Below are 17,015 nucleotides of genomic sequence, written 5' to 3'. Positions count from 1 at the left end.
GGCGGGCACCGCGTCCGTTCTCCGCCTGTCGGCGGAGGGAGGTACGGACACGCGAGCGCGCCGCACACGCGCCCTGGGCCCCGGATGAGGGGTGTAAAGAGCCTTTCTACCGGAAGGCGGCGGGCACGGGCGAGTGACATTGGTTGCAGCGTCCCCGGCAGACGTCCCCCGAGGCCGGGCCGAAGGCCCCTGGGCTCGACCGGGCGCCGCCCCAACCAACCGATGTCCGAATTCTCCGGATAGGGCACTTCAGCGGTCCACATCGCGAGATTCACTGGATATCGATCGGTTGACACCGATTCGCTCGCACACCCGGATGTCCTTGCCGTACCGGGGTGTTGGGTTTCGAGGCACTCCCGTTATCCGATTTTGACATCGCGAGCACCCAGAATCGGACGGTCCGAATGGCAAGATGCCGTCATCACACGAGGTCGCGACACCCGAAGGTGTGTGCACGACTCATCGGCAACTCCCTCATCCGCCGGAGGACCCACCATGACCGCCAGCTCCCTTTGTCGTAAGACCGCCGCCAAGTCCGCAAGGTCCCGGATTGTCGCGGTCGGCGCGATCGCGGTCGCCGGCTCGCTGCTGCTGACCGGCTGCGGCGACCAGACCAAGGACAAGGGGAGCAACTCGGTCGGCAACGCGCCGCTCGCCGACAAGCTGCCCAAGGACATCCGCGACAAGGGCGTCATCAAGGTCGGGTCCGACATCGCCTACCCGCCGGTCGAGTTCAAGGACAAGGACGGCAAGACCGTCGGCATCGACCCGGACCTGGGCGCGGCACTCGGCAAGCAGCTCGGCGTGGAGTTCGAGTTCGAGAACGGCACCTTCGACACCCTCCTCGGCGGTCTGCGCTCCAAGCGCTACCAGGTCGCCATGTCGGCCATGACCGACACCAAGAACCGCCAGGAGGGCATCGACGAGGAGACCGGCAAGAAGGTCGGTACCGGCGTCGACTTCATCGACTACTTCACGGCGGGCGTCTCGATCTACACCAAGAAGGGCGACGACCAGGGCATCAAGACCTGGGCCGACCTCTGCGGCAAGAAGATCGTCGTCCAGCGCGGCACCGTCTCGCACGACTTGGCCAAGTCCGAGTCGAAGAAGTGCAAGGACGGCAAGAAGATCGCGATCGAGCAGTTCGACAACGACCAGCAGGCCCAGACCCGGCTGCGCTCCGGCGGCGCGGACGCGGGCTCGTCCGACTTCCCCGTCGCCGCGTACGCGGTGAAGACCTCGGGCGGCGGCAAGGACTTCGAGCTGGTCGGCGAGCAGGTCGAGGCGGCCCCGTACGGCATCGCGGTCTCCAAGAACAACCCCGAGCTGCGCGACGCGATCAAGGCCGCGCTCGACGCGATCATCAAGAACGGCGAGTACGAGAAGATCATCAAGAAGTGGGGCGTCGAGGACGGCGCGGTCGAGGAAGCCAAGATCAACGGCGGCAAGTGACCGCGTCCCTCCTAGTCGCTGAAAGGGCACTCCCGTGACCCCAGACATCTCCAAGAAGGACCCCGCGGACGACGTCCCGACGGCCCGCCCCGCGGAGGCCATCAAGGCCATTCCGGTCCGCCACTTCGGCCGCTACGTGGCCGCCGTCCTCGCGATCGGCGTGCTCGGCTCGATCGTGTACGCCTTCTCGCAGGGTGACATCAACTGGGGCGCGATCCCCGACAACTTCTTCGACGAGCGCATCCTCAAGGGTGTCCGCGAGACACTGATCCTCACCTTCCTCTCGATGCTCATCGGTGTCGTCGGCGGTGTGATCCTGTCCGTGATGCGCCTGTCGAAGAACCCGGTGACGTCGTCGATCGCCTGGTTCTACATCTGGTTCTTCCGCGGTACGCCGGTCCTGGTCCAGCTCTTCGTCTGGTTCAACCTCGGCTTCGTCTTCGACTACATCAACCTCGGTCCGATCTACAAGGACGAGTGGTCGGACTTCATGACGCCGTTCCTGACGGCGCTGCTCGGCCTCGGCCTCAACGAGGCGGCGTACATGGCGGAGATCTGCCGCGCCGGTCTCCTCTCGGTCGACGAGGGCCAGACCGAGGCGTCGCACGCGCTCGGCATGAGCCACAACAAGACGCTGCGCCGCGTGGTGCTCCCGCAGGCGATGCGCGTGATCGTGCCGCCGACGGGCAACGAGGTCATCAACATGCTCAAGACGACCTCGCTCGTCGCGGCCGTCCAGTACTACGAGCTCCTCAAGTACGCCCAGGACATCGGCACCTCGTCGGGCGCGACGGTGGAGACGCTGCTGCTCGCCGCCTGCTGGTACCTGATCATGACGTCGATCCTCAGCGTCGGCCAGTTCTACCTGGAGCGGTACTACGCACGCGGCTCGTCCCGCTCCCTGCCGGACACCCCCTTCCAGAAGATCAAGGCCAACATGTTGTCGCTGAGCAACCGCGCGGGAGGTGTGCGCTGATGACCGCCATGGTGAAGTCCGAAGGCGTCCACAAGTCCTTCGGCAACGTAGAGGTCCTCAAGGGCATCGACCTGGAGGTGGCGAGCGGTGAGGTCTTCTGCCTGATCGGCCCGTCCGGCTCCGGCAAGTCGACGTTCCTGCGCTGCATCAACCACCTGGAGAAGATCAACGCCGGCCGGCTGTACGTCGACGGCGACCTGGTCGGCTACCGGCAGAAGGGCGACAAGCTCTACGAGCTCAAGGACAGCGAAGTCGCCATGAAGCGCCGGGACATCGGCATGGTCTTCCAGCGCTTCAACCTCTTCCCCCACATGACGGCGCTGGAGAACGTCATGGAGGCGCCGGTCCAGGTCAAGGGCATCCCCAAGGCCCAGGCCCGCGAGCGCGCCGGCCAGCTCCTGGAGCGGGTGGGCCTCGCCGACAAGGCGGGCAACTACCCCTCGCAGCTCTCCGGCGGCCAGCAGCAGCGCGTGGCGATCGCCCGCGCGCTGGCGATGGACCCGAAGCTGATGCTGTTCGACGAGCCGACGTCGGCGCTCGACCCCGAGCTGGTGGGCGACGTCCTCGACGTGATGCGTGACCTCGCGGAGTCCGGCATGACGATGATCGTCGTCACGCACGAGATGGGCTTCGCGCGCGAGGTCGGCGACAGCCTCGTCTTCATGGACGGGGGTGTGGTCGTCGAGTCGGGCCACCCGCGTGAGGTCCTGTCGAACCCGCAGCACGAGCGGACGCAGTCGTTCCTGTCGAAGGTTCTCTAGCCTTCGACAGCCTTCGGCGCGCATTTCGGGTGCGGGTGCCTCGTGGCTCGTCGCGCGGTTCCCCGCGCCCCTGGCGGTCCCCGTGCCCCGTAAGGGGCGCGGGGACCGCGCGCTCAGCCCCCACGCACCCGCAGCCAAAGGGAACGCGCTACTTCAGGCCAAGGACCAGTGAGTCCGACGGCGACGCCCAGACGGCCCGGGCCTCGCCGAATCCCGCCTCGCGCAGAGCCTTCGCGTGCCACTCGACCGACGGCATGTCCCCGTCCGCATGCTCCCCGTAGATCTCGAACCGCTTGGCCGTGGGCGCGGCGAGGACCGGATCGGCGGCGGCCAGCTGCCACCACTCCCTCCAGTCGAGGACGCCCTCGGCCTTGGCGCGGTCCATCCGGCTGTGCCGAAGGGCGCTCTCGGCGGCGTTCAGGCGCGGGGTGGACGGGTCGGGCATGTGGTCGGCGTTCATGAAGACGCCGCCGTCACGGACGAGTCCCGCGACCTGGCCGTAGAGCGTGGCGAGCGGGCCGCTGTGCAGCCAGTGCAGGGCGGTGGCCGTGAGCACCGCGTCGTACGAGTCGTGCGGGAGCGCCGCGGTCCACTCGGGGTCCTTCAGGTCGGCGGTGACGAAGGCGACCCGGTCGTCGCCGGCGAACGTGCCCTCGGCGATGGTGAGCAGCGCGGGGTCGAGGTCCACGCCGACGCTGGTGGCGTCCGGGAACCTCTTGAGGAGGCGGTCCGTAATACTTCCCGTACCGCACGCCAGATCGAGCACGCGCGGCGCGGGGCCGACCACGGCCTCGACCATGTCGAGCATGATCCGGAACCGCTCCTCGCGGTCGGGCAGGTACCACTGCTGCTGGCGGTCCCAACTGTCCTGCCAGGCACGCCAGTCGGTGCCGAGCTTCGCCGCGGTCTCGGCTCCGGTCCCCGTTTCCGTCATCAGAACCCCTCCACTCCGTAATACCCTGGTACCGCAATCGGCTATTACCGGCCGACGAGATGACCATAACCCGCACCCGTAAGGACTACAAGTGGAACTGGCCCATTACTCGGACTTCGCCGTGCGCCTGGTCAACACGGAGGAGCCGGGGCGCAACAAGGACACGCTGACGTCGGTCGAGGTGGTCCGTGAGCTGTTCGGGCCGAGCACGCAGATGGCCCGCCGCGCCACGGACTCCGACCTCACGCGCTTCCGTTCGGTGCGGGCCAGGCTCAGGGCCGTCTTCGAGGCGGCCGACGGCGGCGACGAGACACTCGCGGTCGACCTGCTGAACTCACTGCTCCTGGAGTTCCCGGTCAGCCCACAGATCTCCGGCCACGACCACCGCGACGACGACGGCCGCCCGCTGTGGCACATGCACCTGGCGGACCACTCCTCGAACGCCACCGCCGGGTACGCCGCGATCGCCGCGATGGGCCTCGCCTTCCACCTCACCGAGCACGGCGTGGACCGCCTCGGCCTGTGCGAGGCGGCGCCGTGCCGCAACGCCTACCTCGACACGTCCACGAACCGCTCCCGGCGCTACTGCTCGGACCGCTGCGCGACCCGCGCCAACGTCGCCGCCTACCGCGCCCGGAAGCGCCAGGAGACGGAGCGCTCGGCGAGCACCGGCCGCACGGCCCCCAGCGCCCAGCGCGCCAGCGCGAACGGCGAGCGCCGGTCGGGCGCGGGCGGCCGGTAGCGGAACCTGACCTTCCCGAGGACCAGTTCCTCGGGGACGACGCCGTAGTCCGTGCTGTCCCCGCCCGCGAACGCGTTGTCGCCGAGCACCCACCAGCCACCGTCGCGGCGCTCCTTGGCCCGCTTGACGACCAACAGGTCCTGCTGGAACGGATGGCGCAGGACCACCACGTCACCCGGGCGCACCCGCGCGCCCCACCGGACGAGCAACCGGTCCCCGTGGAACAGCGTGGGCACCATCGAAGGGCCGGTCACCTCCGCCGCGCCCCACGGCACGATGGCCCTTCCTCGCTCGGACTCCTGCGACAGCTCCGGCATCACCGGCACCTCCCCGGTCCTATCCTCCACGAGTCCCAGTCTGACCCTGGACTTTTGTCCTAAGCCCATGGGGGCACTCGCGAAATCACGTCTCTCACGGAGTAATGTCCCACCTGAGAAGACGATCACGAGGAGGACAGCTACATGCTTTCCCGCCTGTTTGCCCCCAAGGTGAAGGTCAGCGCCCACTGCGACCTGCCCTGCGGTGTGTACGACCCGGCCCAGGCCCGCATCGAGGCGGAGTCGGTCAAGGCCGTGCAGGAGAAGATGGCCGCCAACGACGACGCGCACTTCCAGGCGCGCGCCGTGGTCATCAAGGAGCAGCGCGCCGAGCTCGCCAAGCACCACGTCTCGGTGCTGTGGAGCGACTACTTCAAGCCCCCGCACTTCGAGAAGTACCCGGAGCTGCACCAGCTGGTCAACGACACCCTCAAGGCCCTCTCGGCCGCGAAGGCGTCGACCGACCCGGCCACGGGCCAGAAGGCGCTCGACTACATCGCCCAGATCGACAAGATCTTCTGGGAGACCAAGAAGGCCTGATCCAGGGCTTCATGAGCACGGGGTCCGCCTGACCGGCGGGTGGTGCACCTCCGCAGGTCAGCGGGCTTTTCGAAGGGGCCCGGCCGTTCACTCGGCCGGGCCCCTTCGGCATGGCAGGCGTCACCCGCACCATCCGCCGGAGGCCGAGAAGGGGATCCGCTCCCGGAGGCGAAAGGTTTGCCCAACTGTGCATGGGAATACGGTGGGTTATGCGTGAGAGGGGACATGGATATGCCGGAGAAATCGAAGGTCCTCATCGTCGACGACCATGAGGACACGTTGTTCGCCCTGGAGAGCGCGCTGGCCTCGCTCGACTGTGAGCTGGTCCGCGCGACCGGCGGCGAACAGGCGCTGAAGGAGATCCTCCGCGGCGATGTCGGGCTGATGCTGCTCGACCTGCGCATGCCCGGCGTCAGCGGTCTCGACGTGGTGCGCTACACCCGCCGCCTCGAACAGACGCAGTCCATCCCCGTCCTCCTGCTGACCGGCTTCGGACTGACCCGCGAGGTGTCCGTCGCCGCCTACCAACTCGGCGTGGCCGACGTCATCATGAAGCCGATCGACCCTCTCACCCTGCGCACCAAGGTGCGCTATCTCTACGCCACCTCCACCGAGCTCCAGGCGCTGCGCCACCAGGTGCGCGACCTCCAGGCCCGGGTGGACGCCACGCACACCCCCGCGCCCAGCAGCGGCAACGGCCCGGTGCCGGAGCCGTCGGAAGCCCGCGTGCCGGTGCAGCCCACGGCCGCCACACGGCGAACTCCCGACTCGAAATCCGGCGTTTAGGCCACCTCCCCGCCGATTCAGGAGGACCCTCGTGGCACGGGCAGACTCCGACCGCGGTCTGCTCCCCTCCCGCGGCCGGGTCCGCCCCGCCCCTGGGCGCCGACGGCGCGGGAGTATGTCGGCGCCCAGAGGGGCCGCTCGGGTCTGCCGCTCTCGTCTACGTTTCCGTGCGCCCGAAGAACCGGACATCACGCGCCTGACCTGGAGCGCAGGCGCGTGATCAGCGATCTTTGACGCGTCGTGACAGATCGACAAGATCTTCTGGGAGAAGTCGCCATCCGCGGCGGTGAACGCACCGCGCTCCTGGAGCAGAATGGTTCTCTCAACTACGCACAGGAGTACGGGTGGTCAGGCTGCGAGGGAGGGCTCACAGCAATGCCGGAGAACTCGAAGATCCTCGTCGTCGACGACCATGAGGACACGTTGTTCGCCCTGGAGAGCGCGCTGGCCCCGCTCCACTGCGAGGTGCTCCGCGCGACCAGCGGCGAGCAGGCGCTCAAAGAGGTCCTGCGCGGCGATGTCGGGCTGATGCTGCTCGACCTGCGCATGCCCGACGTCAGCGGTCTCGACGTGGTGCGCTACACCCGCCGCCTCGAACAGACGCAGTCCATCCCGATCATCCTGCTGACCGGCTTCGGGGTGAGCCGCGAGGTGTCCGTCGCCGCCTTCCAGCTCGGCGTGGCCGACGTCATCATGAAGCCGATCGACCCCCTTCCCCTGTGCACCAAGGTGCGCTACCTCCACAGCACCTACCAGCAGTTGCGGACCCTGCGGCGGGAAGTGCACGACCTGAGGGCCAAGGTCGCGGCCATGGACGCGACCGGGAACCGGACGTCAGCGTTTCCTGGGCCTGGCCAGGCCCAGATCGTAGGCGAGGATGGTGGCCTGGACCCGGTCGCGTAGGCCCAACTTGCCCAGCAGGGCGTTGACATGGGACTTCACCGTGCCGGTCGTGACGCCGAGCGCCTCGGCGATCTCCGCGTTCGTGTGGCCTGCGGCGACCAGGGTCAGGACCTCGCGTTCGCGGGGCGTGAGGGAGTCCAGGAGCGCGGGGTCCGGCGCGGGGGCCGTGCCGGCGAAGGCGTCGATCAGGCGGCGTGTGACGGTGGGGGCGAGCATGGCCTCGCCCGAGGCCACGATGCGGATGCCGGCGAGGAGCTCCTCGGGCTGCGCGTCCTTGAGCAGGAAGCCGGAGGCGCCCGCGCGCAGGGCGTCGTGTACGTAGGCGTCCTGGTCGAAGGTGGTCAGGACGAGGACGCGCGGGGCCGACCCCGGGGCCGCGGTCAGCAGGCGGGTCGCCGTCAGGCCGTCCATGCCGGGCATGCGGATGTCCATCAGGACGACGTCCGGGGCGAGTTGGGCCCCCAGCTGGACGGCACGCGCGCCGTCCTCCGCCTCGGCCACCACCTGGAGGTCCGGCTCCGCGTCGACGATCGCCGCGAATCCGGCACGGACGACGGCTTGGTCGTCGACGACCATCACTCGGATGGTTCCAGCGCTTTGCGGGGCGGAGGCGGGGATGGGCTCGGACTTGGGCTCGGGCTCGGGCGTGGGCTCGGACTTGGGCTCGGGCTCGGACTCGGGCTCGGGCTCGGGCTCGGTAGTGATGGGGGTGCCTCCTTCGGGCTCTCGTGGGGGGTCGGGCCCTTGTGACGGGGCCGGGGTTCGCGGGGCGCCAGGGCCTCGCGGGGTGCTGAGATCTTGCGGGGCGCCGAGGGCTTGCGGGATGCCAAGGCCTCACCGGACCCGGAGACCTCGCCGGACCCCGAAGCCTCACCGGGCGCCAAGGTCTCGCCAGACCTCGAAGCCTCACCGGACCCGGAGACCTCGCCAGATCCCGAAGCCTCACCGGACGCCAAGGTCTCGCCAGACCTCGAAGCCTCACCGGATGCCACGGTCTCGTTCATCCGTGGATGCGGCTCGTGGGCGTCAGGCGCGGACGTTGCCTCTCTCAGGGCGGCCAGGAGGTCCCGCATCGCCGACAGGGCCGCCCTCGCCTCGTCCGCGACCCCCTTCAGGTCGCCCGCCTCGGCCCGGGTGACCACCGCGCCCGCGTGCCGCAGGACCTCGCCGCGCAGTTCCACGGCGATCCGGCGGCGCTCCTCGTACGCCTCCGCGACCGCCGCCCACACCGTCGCCGTGAGCGCGTGGCCCTCCATCGCCCTGATGCGCTCGCGCCGTGCCCGCAGCGCCGCGCCCAGGCCCCAGACCGCGGACATCGGCAGCATGCACGCCATGCCCAGGACGACGGCCAGGAAGAGCAGGAGGGCGAAGCCTCCGTCGTCCTTCAGGTCCGCCATGCCGTCCGCCGCCGCGAGGGCGAGCGAGGTCAGGGTGAGGCCGAGGGCGCCCGCGCCCATCGCCGGCCACGTAACGCCCGCCGGACCCGCGAACGCCGCCACCGCGTACACCGCCACGCACTCCGCGACGCCGCCCGCCGCCACGAGGCCGAGCGCCACGTCCGGTGACAGCAGCCCGAAGGCGAGACCGAGGGGGCCGAGCCAGGCCGACGTGAGGACCGCGCACAGGACGGCCCAGGGCGCCCGGCGCCGCCACAGCAGCGGCAGCGCGTGCGCGGCGGCGGGCACACAGGCCAGGGCGGTCTCGGCGGGGCGCTCGACGAGGATCGCGAAGACCGGGAGCACGGCGACGGCCAGGGCGACCGCCCCGTCGGACAGGTCGAGCGAGCGCAGGGCCCGGTGGCGCGCGGCACGGTGGCGCAGGGTCGTCGTGGCGGCGCGCGGCAGCCGTGCGCGCACGGACCAGCCGGGGCCGTCGCCGCGCGGCCCCGCGTCCAGGCTGCCGCCGAGCGCCGTCGCCCGCTCCCGCATGCCGGCGGTGCCGCGCCCCGAGCCGAGCCGCTGCCGGGCGGCGGTGCCCGAAGCCTGGCCGCCCGTACCGGCGTCCGCGGCCGCCGCCCCGTCGTCCTCGACCGTCAGACGCACCGTGCCGTCCGGGGCGACGGAGCGCAGACGGACACGGACCGAGGCCCCGGGGGCGTACCGCAGCGCGTTCGTGAGGGCCTCGCGCACGATGCCGAACGCCGCGTCGGCCACCGGGCCCGTGAGCGCCACGAGGTCCGGTGCCACGTCCACGGCGGGGCGCAGGCCCAGGCGCGCGAAGCCCGCGGCCAGTTCGTCGACGCGTTCCTCCAGGGCGCTCTCCTCGTCCGCCACGGACGTCCGCATCATCGCCACCAGGCGGTCGAGTGCCGCCAGGGTCTCGCGGCCGCTGTCCGCCGCGAATCGGAGCGCCTGAGGGGTCAGTTCGGGCTTGCGGTCGGCGAGCCGCAGGGCCATGTCCGCGGTGACCACCACCGAGGTGAGGTGGTGGGCGCTGACGTCGTGCAGTTCGCGCGCGAGCCGCCGGCGTTCCGTGGTGGCGGCCCGCCCGCGGTCGGACTCCGCCCGCGCCAGGTCGCGCGCGGCGGCCAGGCGTCCGTCGAGCCAGCGGCGGCGGCTGCGGCCGAGGCCGACGACGGTCAGGCAGATCGCGGCGTTCACCAGCGCCTCGCTGCCCGCCTCGACCACGGAGTCGATCAGCACCGCCGAACGGACCGTCCCGCACAGCACCATGACGGAGCCGATGAGCGCGGCCGTCCGCCCCGGGCGGCGCACCGCCACCGAGTACAGCGCGACCAGCTCGCCCAGGGCGTGCACCAGCGTCGCGTCCTCCGGGAGCAGAAGACCGGCGAGCAGGGCGGCCTCGACGGTGAGCGCGGCGGCGACGGGACGGCCGCGGCGCAGGGCCAGCCCGACCGTGAGCACGACCGCGACGGCGAGCCCCGCCGTCAGCTGGGCCGCGCCGATCGGCTCGCCCTCCCGCAGCGCGCGCCCCGGCCAGTAGGCCAGCTGCGCCATCGTCAGCAGCAGGGGCAGCAGCCAGTTCCGTATCCGCTCCATATCGGCCTCGATGATACGGAGGGGCACGGCTGTGTCCCCGGGGCGAGACCCGGGGCGAGACCCGGGCCGCGCCCTGAACCGGGAGCACGACCGGGGGCATGGCTGCGGGCACGGCTGAGGGCACGCCTCTATCTCTGGTTGGAGTGCGCGATCGTACGGACGGCCGACGCCCCGGCGTCCGGCCGCCGGAATGCTTGTTCCCATGACCACGAAGCCCCACGGCTCCCATCCGCCACACCCAGCACACCCGGCCCCCGACCCGTACGCATACACGTACGCGCCCCACCCGCCGCACACCCCCGAGCCCCCGTACACCGCACCGCCCCTCCCCTACCACCGCCTCGCCCTGTCCACCGGAACGCACCGCTGGTGGCGCCCCCTGGCCGGGACCGGCCTGGTGCTCGCCGGTGCTCTCGTCGTGACGCTGGCCGTGCTGTGCGCCGCGGAGACAGCGGGCGCGTTCCTGGACCGCCCCGTGGACAAGGACGGGTTCCGTATCTGGGGCGGCATCGCGGAGACGGGACAAGCCCTGCTGTCGCTCGCCCTGGTCACACCCGTGGTGTCCCTGGCCGCGCGGTGGGCGCAGCGACGTCCCGCGGGTTCCGTTTCAGCGGTGACCGGACGGCTTCGGTGGCGTTGGCTGGGGCGGTGCATGGCGGTGGGGCTTCCGCTGGTCGTCGCGTCCCTGGGGATCATGCTGCTGCCCGAGACGGGGGACGGCGCCGGGGAGAGCATGGAATGGGCCGGGCTCCCCGACTTCCTGCTCGGCCTCGCGATGGTGTGCGTGCTCGTGCCGTTCCAGGCGTCGGCCGAGGAGTACGTGTTCCGGGGCTGGCTCACACAGGCGGTCGGCGCCTGGTGCCGCTCGCCGTGGGTGGCGATCGTGCCGCAGGCCCTGCTGTTCGCCTCGGCCCACGGGTGGGGCACGGCGTGGGGCTTCGCCGACCTGGTGGTGTTCGGCCTGGTCACGGGCTTCCTGACGATCCGCACCGGTGGCCTTGAGGCCGCGATCGGCCTCCACGTCCTCAACAACCTGCTGGCGCTGGGCGCGTCGTCCGCGATAGCCGGCGCCCTGTCCTCCGACGAGACGGCCGCCGACATGAACTGGATGGCGGTGGGCGTCGACGTGACGGTGGTCTGCGCGTACGCGGCCGTGGTGCTGCGCCTGGCGGGACGGCACCGGATCGCGTCGGTGAGCGAGGGCGGGGTGCCTGGCGGGGGTGCCGCCTCGGGTGGAGGCGGTGTGCCGGGGCGGGGCGCGGGTACGCCCGGGCGAGCCGACGGTGCGCCCGGCTGGGGCGGCTTGCACGCCGGGGACAGCATGTCCGGCCGGGACGGCTCCCCGACCCGAAACGGCATGCCCAGCCGGGGCGGCTCCCCGATCGAAAACGGCACGCCCGGCCGGGACGGCCCGCACGCCGGAGGCAGCACGCCCCGACGAGACGGCTCCCCCACCGAAAGCAGCACACCCCGCCGGGACACGGCGCCCGGCACCATGGACGGGGCGCGCACGCCAGGCGCGGGAAGCGGGGGCGGTGCGCCCCGCGGCGGCGCGGGCCTCGCGGCAGGTGACAGCACGAGCGACGGTGCAAGCCCCCCGGCAGGCGGCTCAGGCGGCTGCGCCGACGCGGGAGCCGGGCGATGAGCGCCCTGGAGGCGGCGCGCGTCCGCGCCGGGGCGGAGGAGCGGGCCACGCGCTCCCTGGTGCGGCGCGGTGTCGCGGAGATGCTGCTCGCCCACGGCGTGTGGCTGCTCTACAAGTGGCTGCTGCGCGGCTGGAACGAGGTTCCGGTGAACGCGAGGACCACGCTGTCCGCGCTCACCGCGATCGCGGTGTGGGTCGCCGCGGCCGGCTTCCTGCGCGGTCGCGCGGACCGCCGGTCACGACGCGTGGCCACCGCGGCGGCGGCCGTCGCGGCGGCGGCGATCGTGACGGTCGTCGCCGTACGCCCCGAGGCCGCCCTCGGCAACGGCGTACCCGCGCCCGCCCTGATCGGACCGGTCCTCGCGGTCGCCGCGGGCCTCGGCCTGTGGGTGCGGCACACGGAGTCCCGCCGCACCGGCGGGGAGGCCCGCCCCCGGCCTTAATCACTTGCGGCGCCCGCGCCCCGGCTGCTGCACTGGCGGCAGCCGGCACACGCCCGGCGGAGTCGACGAAGGAGAAGGAAATGCGGCGTTCGTGCATGTCCCGCCCCGAAGAAATCCCCACCTCTTCAAAGGACATGACCGTACGTGCATTCATCTGCTCCGCACACCCTGAACCTGGGCATTCTGGCCCACATCGACGCCGGTAAGACCAGCCTGACCGAGCGGCTCCTGCACGCCGCCGGTGTCATCGACGAGGTCGGCCGCGTCGACGACGGCAGCACGCAGACCGACTCGCTCGCCCTGGAACGACAGCGCGGCATCACCATCAAGTCCGCGGTCGTCTCCTTCGTCATCGACGCCCCCGAGGGCGCGGACGAAGGCGGAGGTGACGGCGGAGGCGTCACGGTCAATCTCATCGACACCCCCGGCCACCCGGACTTCATCGCCGAGGTGGAGCGGGTGATCGGCGTGCTCGACGGCGCCGTGCTCGTGGTCTCCGCCGTGGAGGGCGTCCAGGCACAGACCCGCGTCCTGCTGCGCACGCTGCGCCGTCTGCGCATCCCGACGCTGATCTTCGTGAACAAGGCCGACCGCGGCGGCGCGCGGTACGAGGGCGTCCTGCGGCACATCGCCGAGCGGCTGACCCCGGACATCGTCCCGATGGGCACGGTCCCCGGCATCGGCACGCGCGACGCGCGCTTCACCCCGTTCACCGCCGACGACGACCGCTTCGTCACCCCCCTCACCGAGCTGCTCGCCGGGCACGACGACGCGATCCTCTCCGCGTACGTCGAGGACGCGGCGTCCCTCTCGTACGACCGTCTCCGCGCCGGACTGGCCGAGCAGACCCACCGCGCGCTGGTGCACCCGGTGTTCTTCGGCTCGGCGATGACGGGCGTGGGCGTCCGCGAACTGACCGACGGCATCCGGGAGTTGCTGCCGTCGTCCGCCGGGGACGCCGAAGCGCCGGTCTCCGGCAGCGTGTTCAAGGTCGAGCGCGGCACCGCCGGGGAGAAGATCGCGTACGTACGCATGTTCTCGGGCACGGTCCGCACACGCGACCGCGTGGACATCGGCACCGGACACGACGGCGAAGGCGGGGCCGCCCGCGAGGGCAAGGTCACCTCCGTCGGCGTCTTCGACCGCGGCACGGACGCGCGCCGCACGGAGGTCCGCGCGGGACAGATCGGCAAGCTGTGGGGGCTCGGCGACGTCCGGATCGGCGACGTGATCGGCGTACCCCGCAAGGGAGTTGATCCCGGTGAGCACTTCTTCGCGCCACCGACCCTGGAGACCGTCGTCACCCCGCTGCGCCCCGCCGACCGCGGCGCGCTGCACGTCGCGCTCACCCAGCTCGCCGAGCAGGACCCGCTGATCGACCTGCGGCAGGACGAGATCCGCCAGGAGGTGTCGGTCTCGCTCTACGGCGAGGTGCAGAAGGAGGTCATCCAGGCCACGCTCGCCGAGGACTTCGGGCTCGACGTCTCCTTCAGGGAGACCACGACGATCTGCGTGGAGCGGGTCGTGTGCACGGGCTCGGCGTTCGAGATCATCGACAAGGACCCCAATCCGTTCCTCGCCACGGTCGGCCTGCGGGTGGAGCCCGCGCCGGTCGGCGCGGGTGTGGAGTTCCGGCTCGGCGTCGAGCTCGGTTCGATGCCGTACGCGTTCTTCCGCGCGGTCGAGGAGACCGTCAGGGAGACGCTGCGGCAGGGCCTTCACGGCTGGCGCGTCCCCGACTGCGTCGTCACGATGACGCACGCCGGGTACTGGCCGCGGCAGAGCCACGCGCACGGCACGTTCGACAAGAGCATGTCGAGCACGGCCGGCGACTTCCGCAATCTGACGCCGCTGGTCCTGATGGACGCGCTGCGCCGGGCGGGCACGGCGGTGCACGAGCCGATGCACCGCTTCCGGCTCGACGTCCCCGCCGACACGTTCGGGGCGGTGCTGCCCGTCCTCACACGGCTGCGGGCCGTGCCGCACACGCCGACGACGAGCGGAGCGTCGTACCTGCTGGAAGGGGACATCCCGGCGAAGCAGGTGCACGCGCTGGAGCAGATGCTGCCCGGACTCACGCGTGGCGAGGGCGAGTTGGAGACCGCCTTCGACCACTACGAGCCCGTGCGCGGCGGCACGGTCCCGACGCGCGAGCGGACGGACAACGACCCGCTCCACCGCAAGGACTATCTGCTGCGGGTGGTGCGCAGGACGGACGGCGGGGGAAGCGGGAGAGGCAAGGGGCGGGAGGGTGCCGTCCATGCCTGACAGCGCCCTCGCGCACACCGGGGCCCAGACCGGCGTCACCTGGGCCCCGGCCTCCGATGCCTGCGCCCAAGCCCCCGTTACCCGGGCCCAGGCCTCCGATGCCTGCGCTCAGGCCCCCGCCGTCGGAACGCCCAGGCTCCGCAGCCGCTCGCGGTCCGCGATGATGTCGATCTCCACGATCCTGCCGTCCACGACCGTGAAGGAGCCGAGCGAGACCACCTCGCCGCCCGGCGCCGCGGCCAGGCCCGGCAGGCCGTTGACGAGCACCACGTACTGGTGCTCGGCGAGCTGCGCGAACATCGCGGCCTGCCCGGCCACCGTCGCCGCACCCCGCACCAGCTTCGACAGGCCCGAGGACAGCTCGCCGGTGTCCGCGCGCAACACGACGTCCGGGTCGAGGAGTTCGAGGAGCGCCTCGAAGTCACCGGCGCGCGTCGCGGCCATCCAGGCCTCGACGACCTCGCGCTGCTTGGCGACGTCGGTCTCCGGCGCGGGGGCGGAGCCCTGCACACGGCGGCGGGCCCGGCTGGCCAGCTGGCGCGTCGCGGCCGCCGAGCGCTCCACGACGGGCGCGATCTCGTCGAAGGGCACGGCGAACATGTCGTGCAGCACGAACGCGAGGCGTTCGGCGGGCGCGAGGGTGTCCAGGACGACGAGCAGCGCGAGGCCGACCGAGTCGGCGAGCAGCGCCTCCTGCTCGGGGTCGACCACGTCCACCCGGCTCACGACCGGATCCGGCACGTGTGACTCCCACGCGGCCTGTGCCGTGGTGTCCAGGAAGTCCTCGCGCCGGGACTGCCGCGAGCGCAGCAGATCGAGGCAGATCCGGCCGACGACGGTGGTCAGCCAACCGCCCAGGTTCCGCACCTCGCCCGGGGCCGAGCCCGAGCCCGAGTACGAGTCCGAGTACGAGTCCGAGTCCGAGGCCGAGGCCGAATCCGAGGCTGAGCCCGAGCCCGAATCCGAGGCTGAGCCCAAGTCCGCGGCCGAGCCCGAAGCCGAGTTCGCCCCCGAGGCCGAGCCCCGTTCCGTGCGGCTCAGGCGCAACCACGCCTCCTGCACCGCGTCCTCGGACTCGCTCAGCGAGCCGAGCATGCGGTACGCGACCGCGTTCAGGCGGGGCCTGTGCTCCTCGAACCGGGCCGCGAGCGCGGCCTGCGCCGATCCACTGTCGTTCATCTGTCGCATTCTCCCATGTCCGGAAACCGCCCCCGCCGACCAGAACCCGCCCCCGCCGAGCAGGAGTTGCCCGTGAAGATCGAAGCCGACCTCGTACGCCGTCTGCTCGCCGAGCAGTTCCCGCAGTGGGCGGACCTGCCCGTCGCGCCGGTACCGCTGCCCGGCATGGACAACGCGACGTTCCGGCTCGGCGACGACATGTCCGTACGCCTGCCGCGCCACCCCCGGTGGATCGGGCAGGTGGAACGGGAGCAGCGGTGGTTGCCGTGGCTCGCCCCGCAGCTGCCGCTCACCGTCTCCACGCCGATCGCCAAGGGGCGGCCCGGCCAGGGCTACCCCTTCCCCTGGTCGGTCTACCGCTGGCTGGAGGGCGAGGCCGCGACCACCGAGGGGCTCGCCGACCCGGTGCGCACGGCGGCCGAACTCGCGGAGTTCATCGGCGCCTTGCAGAAGATCGACGCGACGGGTGGCCCGGCGCCGGACGAGAGCAACGCCTTCCGCGGCGAGCGCGTGGGCACCGAGTGCGACTCACTGGCCGCCGACTCGCTGGTCCGTGCCAAGATCGCGAAGCTGGACGGCGTCGTCGACACGGACGCCGTGACGGCGGTGTGGGACGCGGCGCTCGCGGCACCGGCCTGGGACCGCGCCCCGGTCTGGCTGCACGGCGACCTGGCGACCGGCAACCTCCTTGCGGTGAACGGGCGGTTGAGCGCCGTCATCGACTTCGGGACGCTGGCCGTGGGCGACCCCGCCTGCGACCTCATCCCCACGTGGATGTTCCTGCCCGCGCAGGCCAGGGAGACCTTCCGTGAGGCGGTCGCGATGGACGACGCTACCTGGGCACGGGCCCGCGGCATCGCCCTCGCGGGATCGCTGCCGGTGCCGGACGACCCGTTCTTCGCGATCCCGGCACGGGTGACGGCGGCGCTGCGCCATCTGAACGCGGTACTGGACGACTTCGCGGAGCACGGGGGCTGCTGAGGCCTGGGCGGGCACGGCCGGAAGAGCGGCTGGGACGCGAACAGCGGTTGGGACGGGAACAACAGCTGGGACGGGAGCAGCGGCGAGGA

At 71.6% G+C, this 17,015-nt stretch carries 16 protein-coding genes; 11 read left to right on the top strand and 5 right to left on the bottom strand.

What is annotated here, in order from left to right; translation table 11 throughout:
- Positions 1-495 precede the first annotated feature (495 nt).
- Genes ACZ4D5_RS20605 through ACZ4D5_RS20595 form a run of 3 tightly spaced genes read left to right on the top strand, consistent with a single transcriptional unit; the run spans position 496 to position 3,189 of the window.
- Complete coding sequence (locus tag ACZ4D5_RS20605) at positions 496-1,452, top strand: ABC transporter substrate-binding protein (RefSeq protein ID WP_467773808.1); 957 nt, start codon at positions 496-498, stop codon at positions 1,450-1,452.
- A 34-nt stretch (positions 1,453-1,486) separates the two neighbouring features.
- Positions 1,487-2,428 (top strand): amino acid ABC transporter permease, encoded by a 942-nt coding sequence (locus ACZ4D5_RS20600; protein WP_467773807.1) that lies wholly within the window; start codon positions 1,487-1,489, stop codon positions 2,426-2,428.
- A complete protein-coding gene (locus tag ACZ4D5_RS20595) occupies positions 2,428-3,189 on the top strand; it encodes an amino acid ABC transporter ATP-binding protein (protein WP_467773806.1) in 762 nt (253 codons plus the stop codon). Before ACZ4D5_RS20600 ends, ACZ4D5_RS20595 begins: the two co-directional genes overlap by 1 nt.
- Positions 3,190-3,337: 148 nt before the next feature.
- Here ACZ4D5_RS20595 and ACZ4D5_RS20590 read toward each other — a convergent pair whose 3' ends face one another.
- Positions 3,338-4,123, bottom strand: coding sequence for a methyltransferase domain-containing protein (locus tag ACZ4D5_RS20590; RefSeq protein WP_467773805.1), 786 nt, complete (start codon positions 4,121-4,123; stop codon positions 3,338-3,340).
- A 91-nt stretch (positions 4,124-4,214) separates the two neighbouring features.
- Between ACZ4D5_RS20590 and ACZ4D5_RS20585 the strand changes: the two genes are divergently transcribed.
- Positions 4,215-4,865 carry a CGNR zinc finger domain-containing protein gene (locus ACZ4D5_RS20585; protein WP_362328664.1) on the top strand — a complete coding sequence of 217 codons (651 nt, stop codon included), beginning with the start codon at positions 4,215-4,217 and terminating at the stop codon, positions 4,863-4,865.
- On the opposite strand, the gene sodX is transcribed toward ACZ4D5_RS20585, so the two are convergent.
- Positions 4,748-5,182 (bottom strand): nickel-type superoxide dismutase maturation protease, encoded by a 435-nt coding sequence (gene sodX, locus ACZ4D5_RS20580; protein WP_467774041.1) that lies wholly within the window; start codon positions 5,180-5,182, stop codon positions 4,748-4,750. The two genes, ACZ4D5_RS20585 and sodX, sit on opposite strands and share 118 nt — an antisense overlap.
- Positions 5,183-5,326: 144 nt before the next feature.
- On the opposite strand from sodX, the gene sodN reads away from it, so the two are divergent.
- From sodN to ACZ4D5_RS20565, 3 genes are all read left to right on the top strand, one after another.
- Positions 5,327-5,722 carry a superoxide dismutase, Ni gene (gene sodN / locus ACZ4D5_RS20575; protein WP_187811750.1) on the top strand — a complete coding sequence of 132 codons (396 nt, stop codon included), beginning with the start codon at positions 5,327-5,329 and terminating at the stop codon, positions 5,720-5,722.
- A 231-nt stretch (positions 5,723-5,953) separates the two neighbouring features.
- A complete protein-coding gene (locus ACZ4D5_RS20570) occupies positions 5,954-6,508 on the top strand; it encodes a response regulator (RefSeq protein WP_467773804.1) in 555 nt (184 codons plus the stop codon).
- A gap of 375 nt (positions 6,509-6,883) precedes the next feature.
- On the top strand, positions 6,884-7,411 hold the full coding sequence (locus tag ACZ4D5_RS20565) for a response regulator (RefSeq protein WP_467773803.1): 528 nt from the start codon (positions 6,884-6,886) through the stop codon (positions 7,409-7,411).
- Here the strand turns inward: ACZ4D5_RS20565 and ACZ4D5_RS20560 are convergent.
- Positions 7,343-7,987: a response regulator gene (locus ACZ4D5_RS20560; protein ID WP_467773802.1), complete on the bottom strand. Its 645-nt coding sequence runs from the start codon at positions 7,985-7,987 to the stop codon at positions 7,343-7,345. The genes ACZ4D5_RS20565 and ACZ4D5_RS20560 overlap by 69 nt on opposite strands.
- Positions 7,987-10,437, bottom strand: coding sequence for a sensor histidine kinase (locus tag ACZ4D5_RS20555; protein ID WP_467773801.1), 2,451 nt, complete (start codon positions 10,435-10,437; stop codon positions 7,987-7,989). The genes ACZ4D5_RS20560 and ACZ4D5_RS20555 overlap by 1 nt, the downstream gene beginning before the upstream one ends.
- 175 nt (positions 10,438-10,612) lie before the next feature.
- Here ACZ4D5_RS20555 and ACZ4D5_RS20550 point away from each other — a divergent pair, with 175 nt between their 5' ends.
- From ACZ4D5_RS20550 to ACZ4D5_RS20540, 3 genes are all read left to right on the top strand, one after another.
- Complete coding sequence (locus ACZ4D5_RS20550) at positions 10,613-12,055, top strand: lysostaphin resistance A-like protein (RefSeq protein WP_467773800.1); 1,443 nt, start codon at positions 10,613-10,615, stop codon at positions 12,053-12,055.
- Positions 12,052-12,498, top strand: coding sequence for a hypothetical protein (locus ACZ4D5_RS20545; RefSeq protein WP_467773799.1), 447 nt, complete (start codon positions 12,052-12,054; stop codon positions 12,496-12,498). Before ACZ4D5_RS20550 ends, ACZ4D5_RS20545 begins: the two co-directional genes overlap by 4 nt.
- 144 nt (positions 12,499-12,642) lie before the next feature.
- Complete coding sequence (locus ACZ4D5_RS20540) at positions 12,643-14,766, top strand: GTP-binding protein (protein WP_467773798.1); 2,124 nt, start codon at positions 12,643-12,645, stop codon at positions 14,764-14,766.
- A 108-nt stretch (positions 14,767-14,874) separates the two neighbouring features.
- Here the strand turns inward: ACZ4D5_RS20540 and ACZ4D5_RS20535 are convergent, their stop codons facing one another.
- Positions 14,875-15,945: a sigma factor gene (locus ACZ4D5_RS20535; protein WP_467773797.1), complete on the bottom strand. Its 1,071-nt coding sequence runs from the start codon at positions 15,943-15,945 to the stop codon at positions 14,875-14,877.
- A 72-nt stretch (positions 15,946-16,017) separates the two neighbouring features.
- On the opposite strand from ACZ4D5_RS20535, the gene ACZ4D5_RS20530 reads away from it, so the two are divergent.
- A complete protein-coding gene (locus ACZ4D5_RS20530) occupies positions 16,018-16,926 on the top strand; it encodes an aminoglycoside phosphotransferase family protein (RefSeq protein WP_467773796.1) in 909 nt (302 codons plus the stop codon).
- The last annotated feature ends 89 nt before the right edge of the window (positions 16,927-17,015 follow it).

This window comes from Streptomyces sp. NPDC025651 (genome assembly GCF_055558735.1).
Note: the sequence above shows the minus strand (reverse complement) of the source record. Positions and strands in the feature narration are given on the sequence as shown.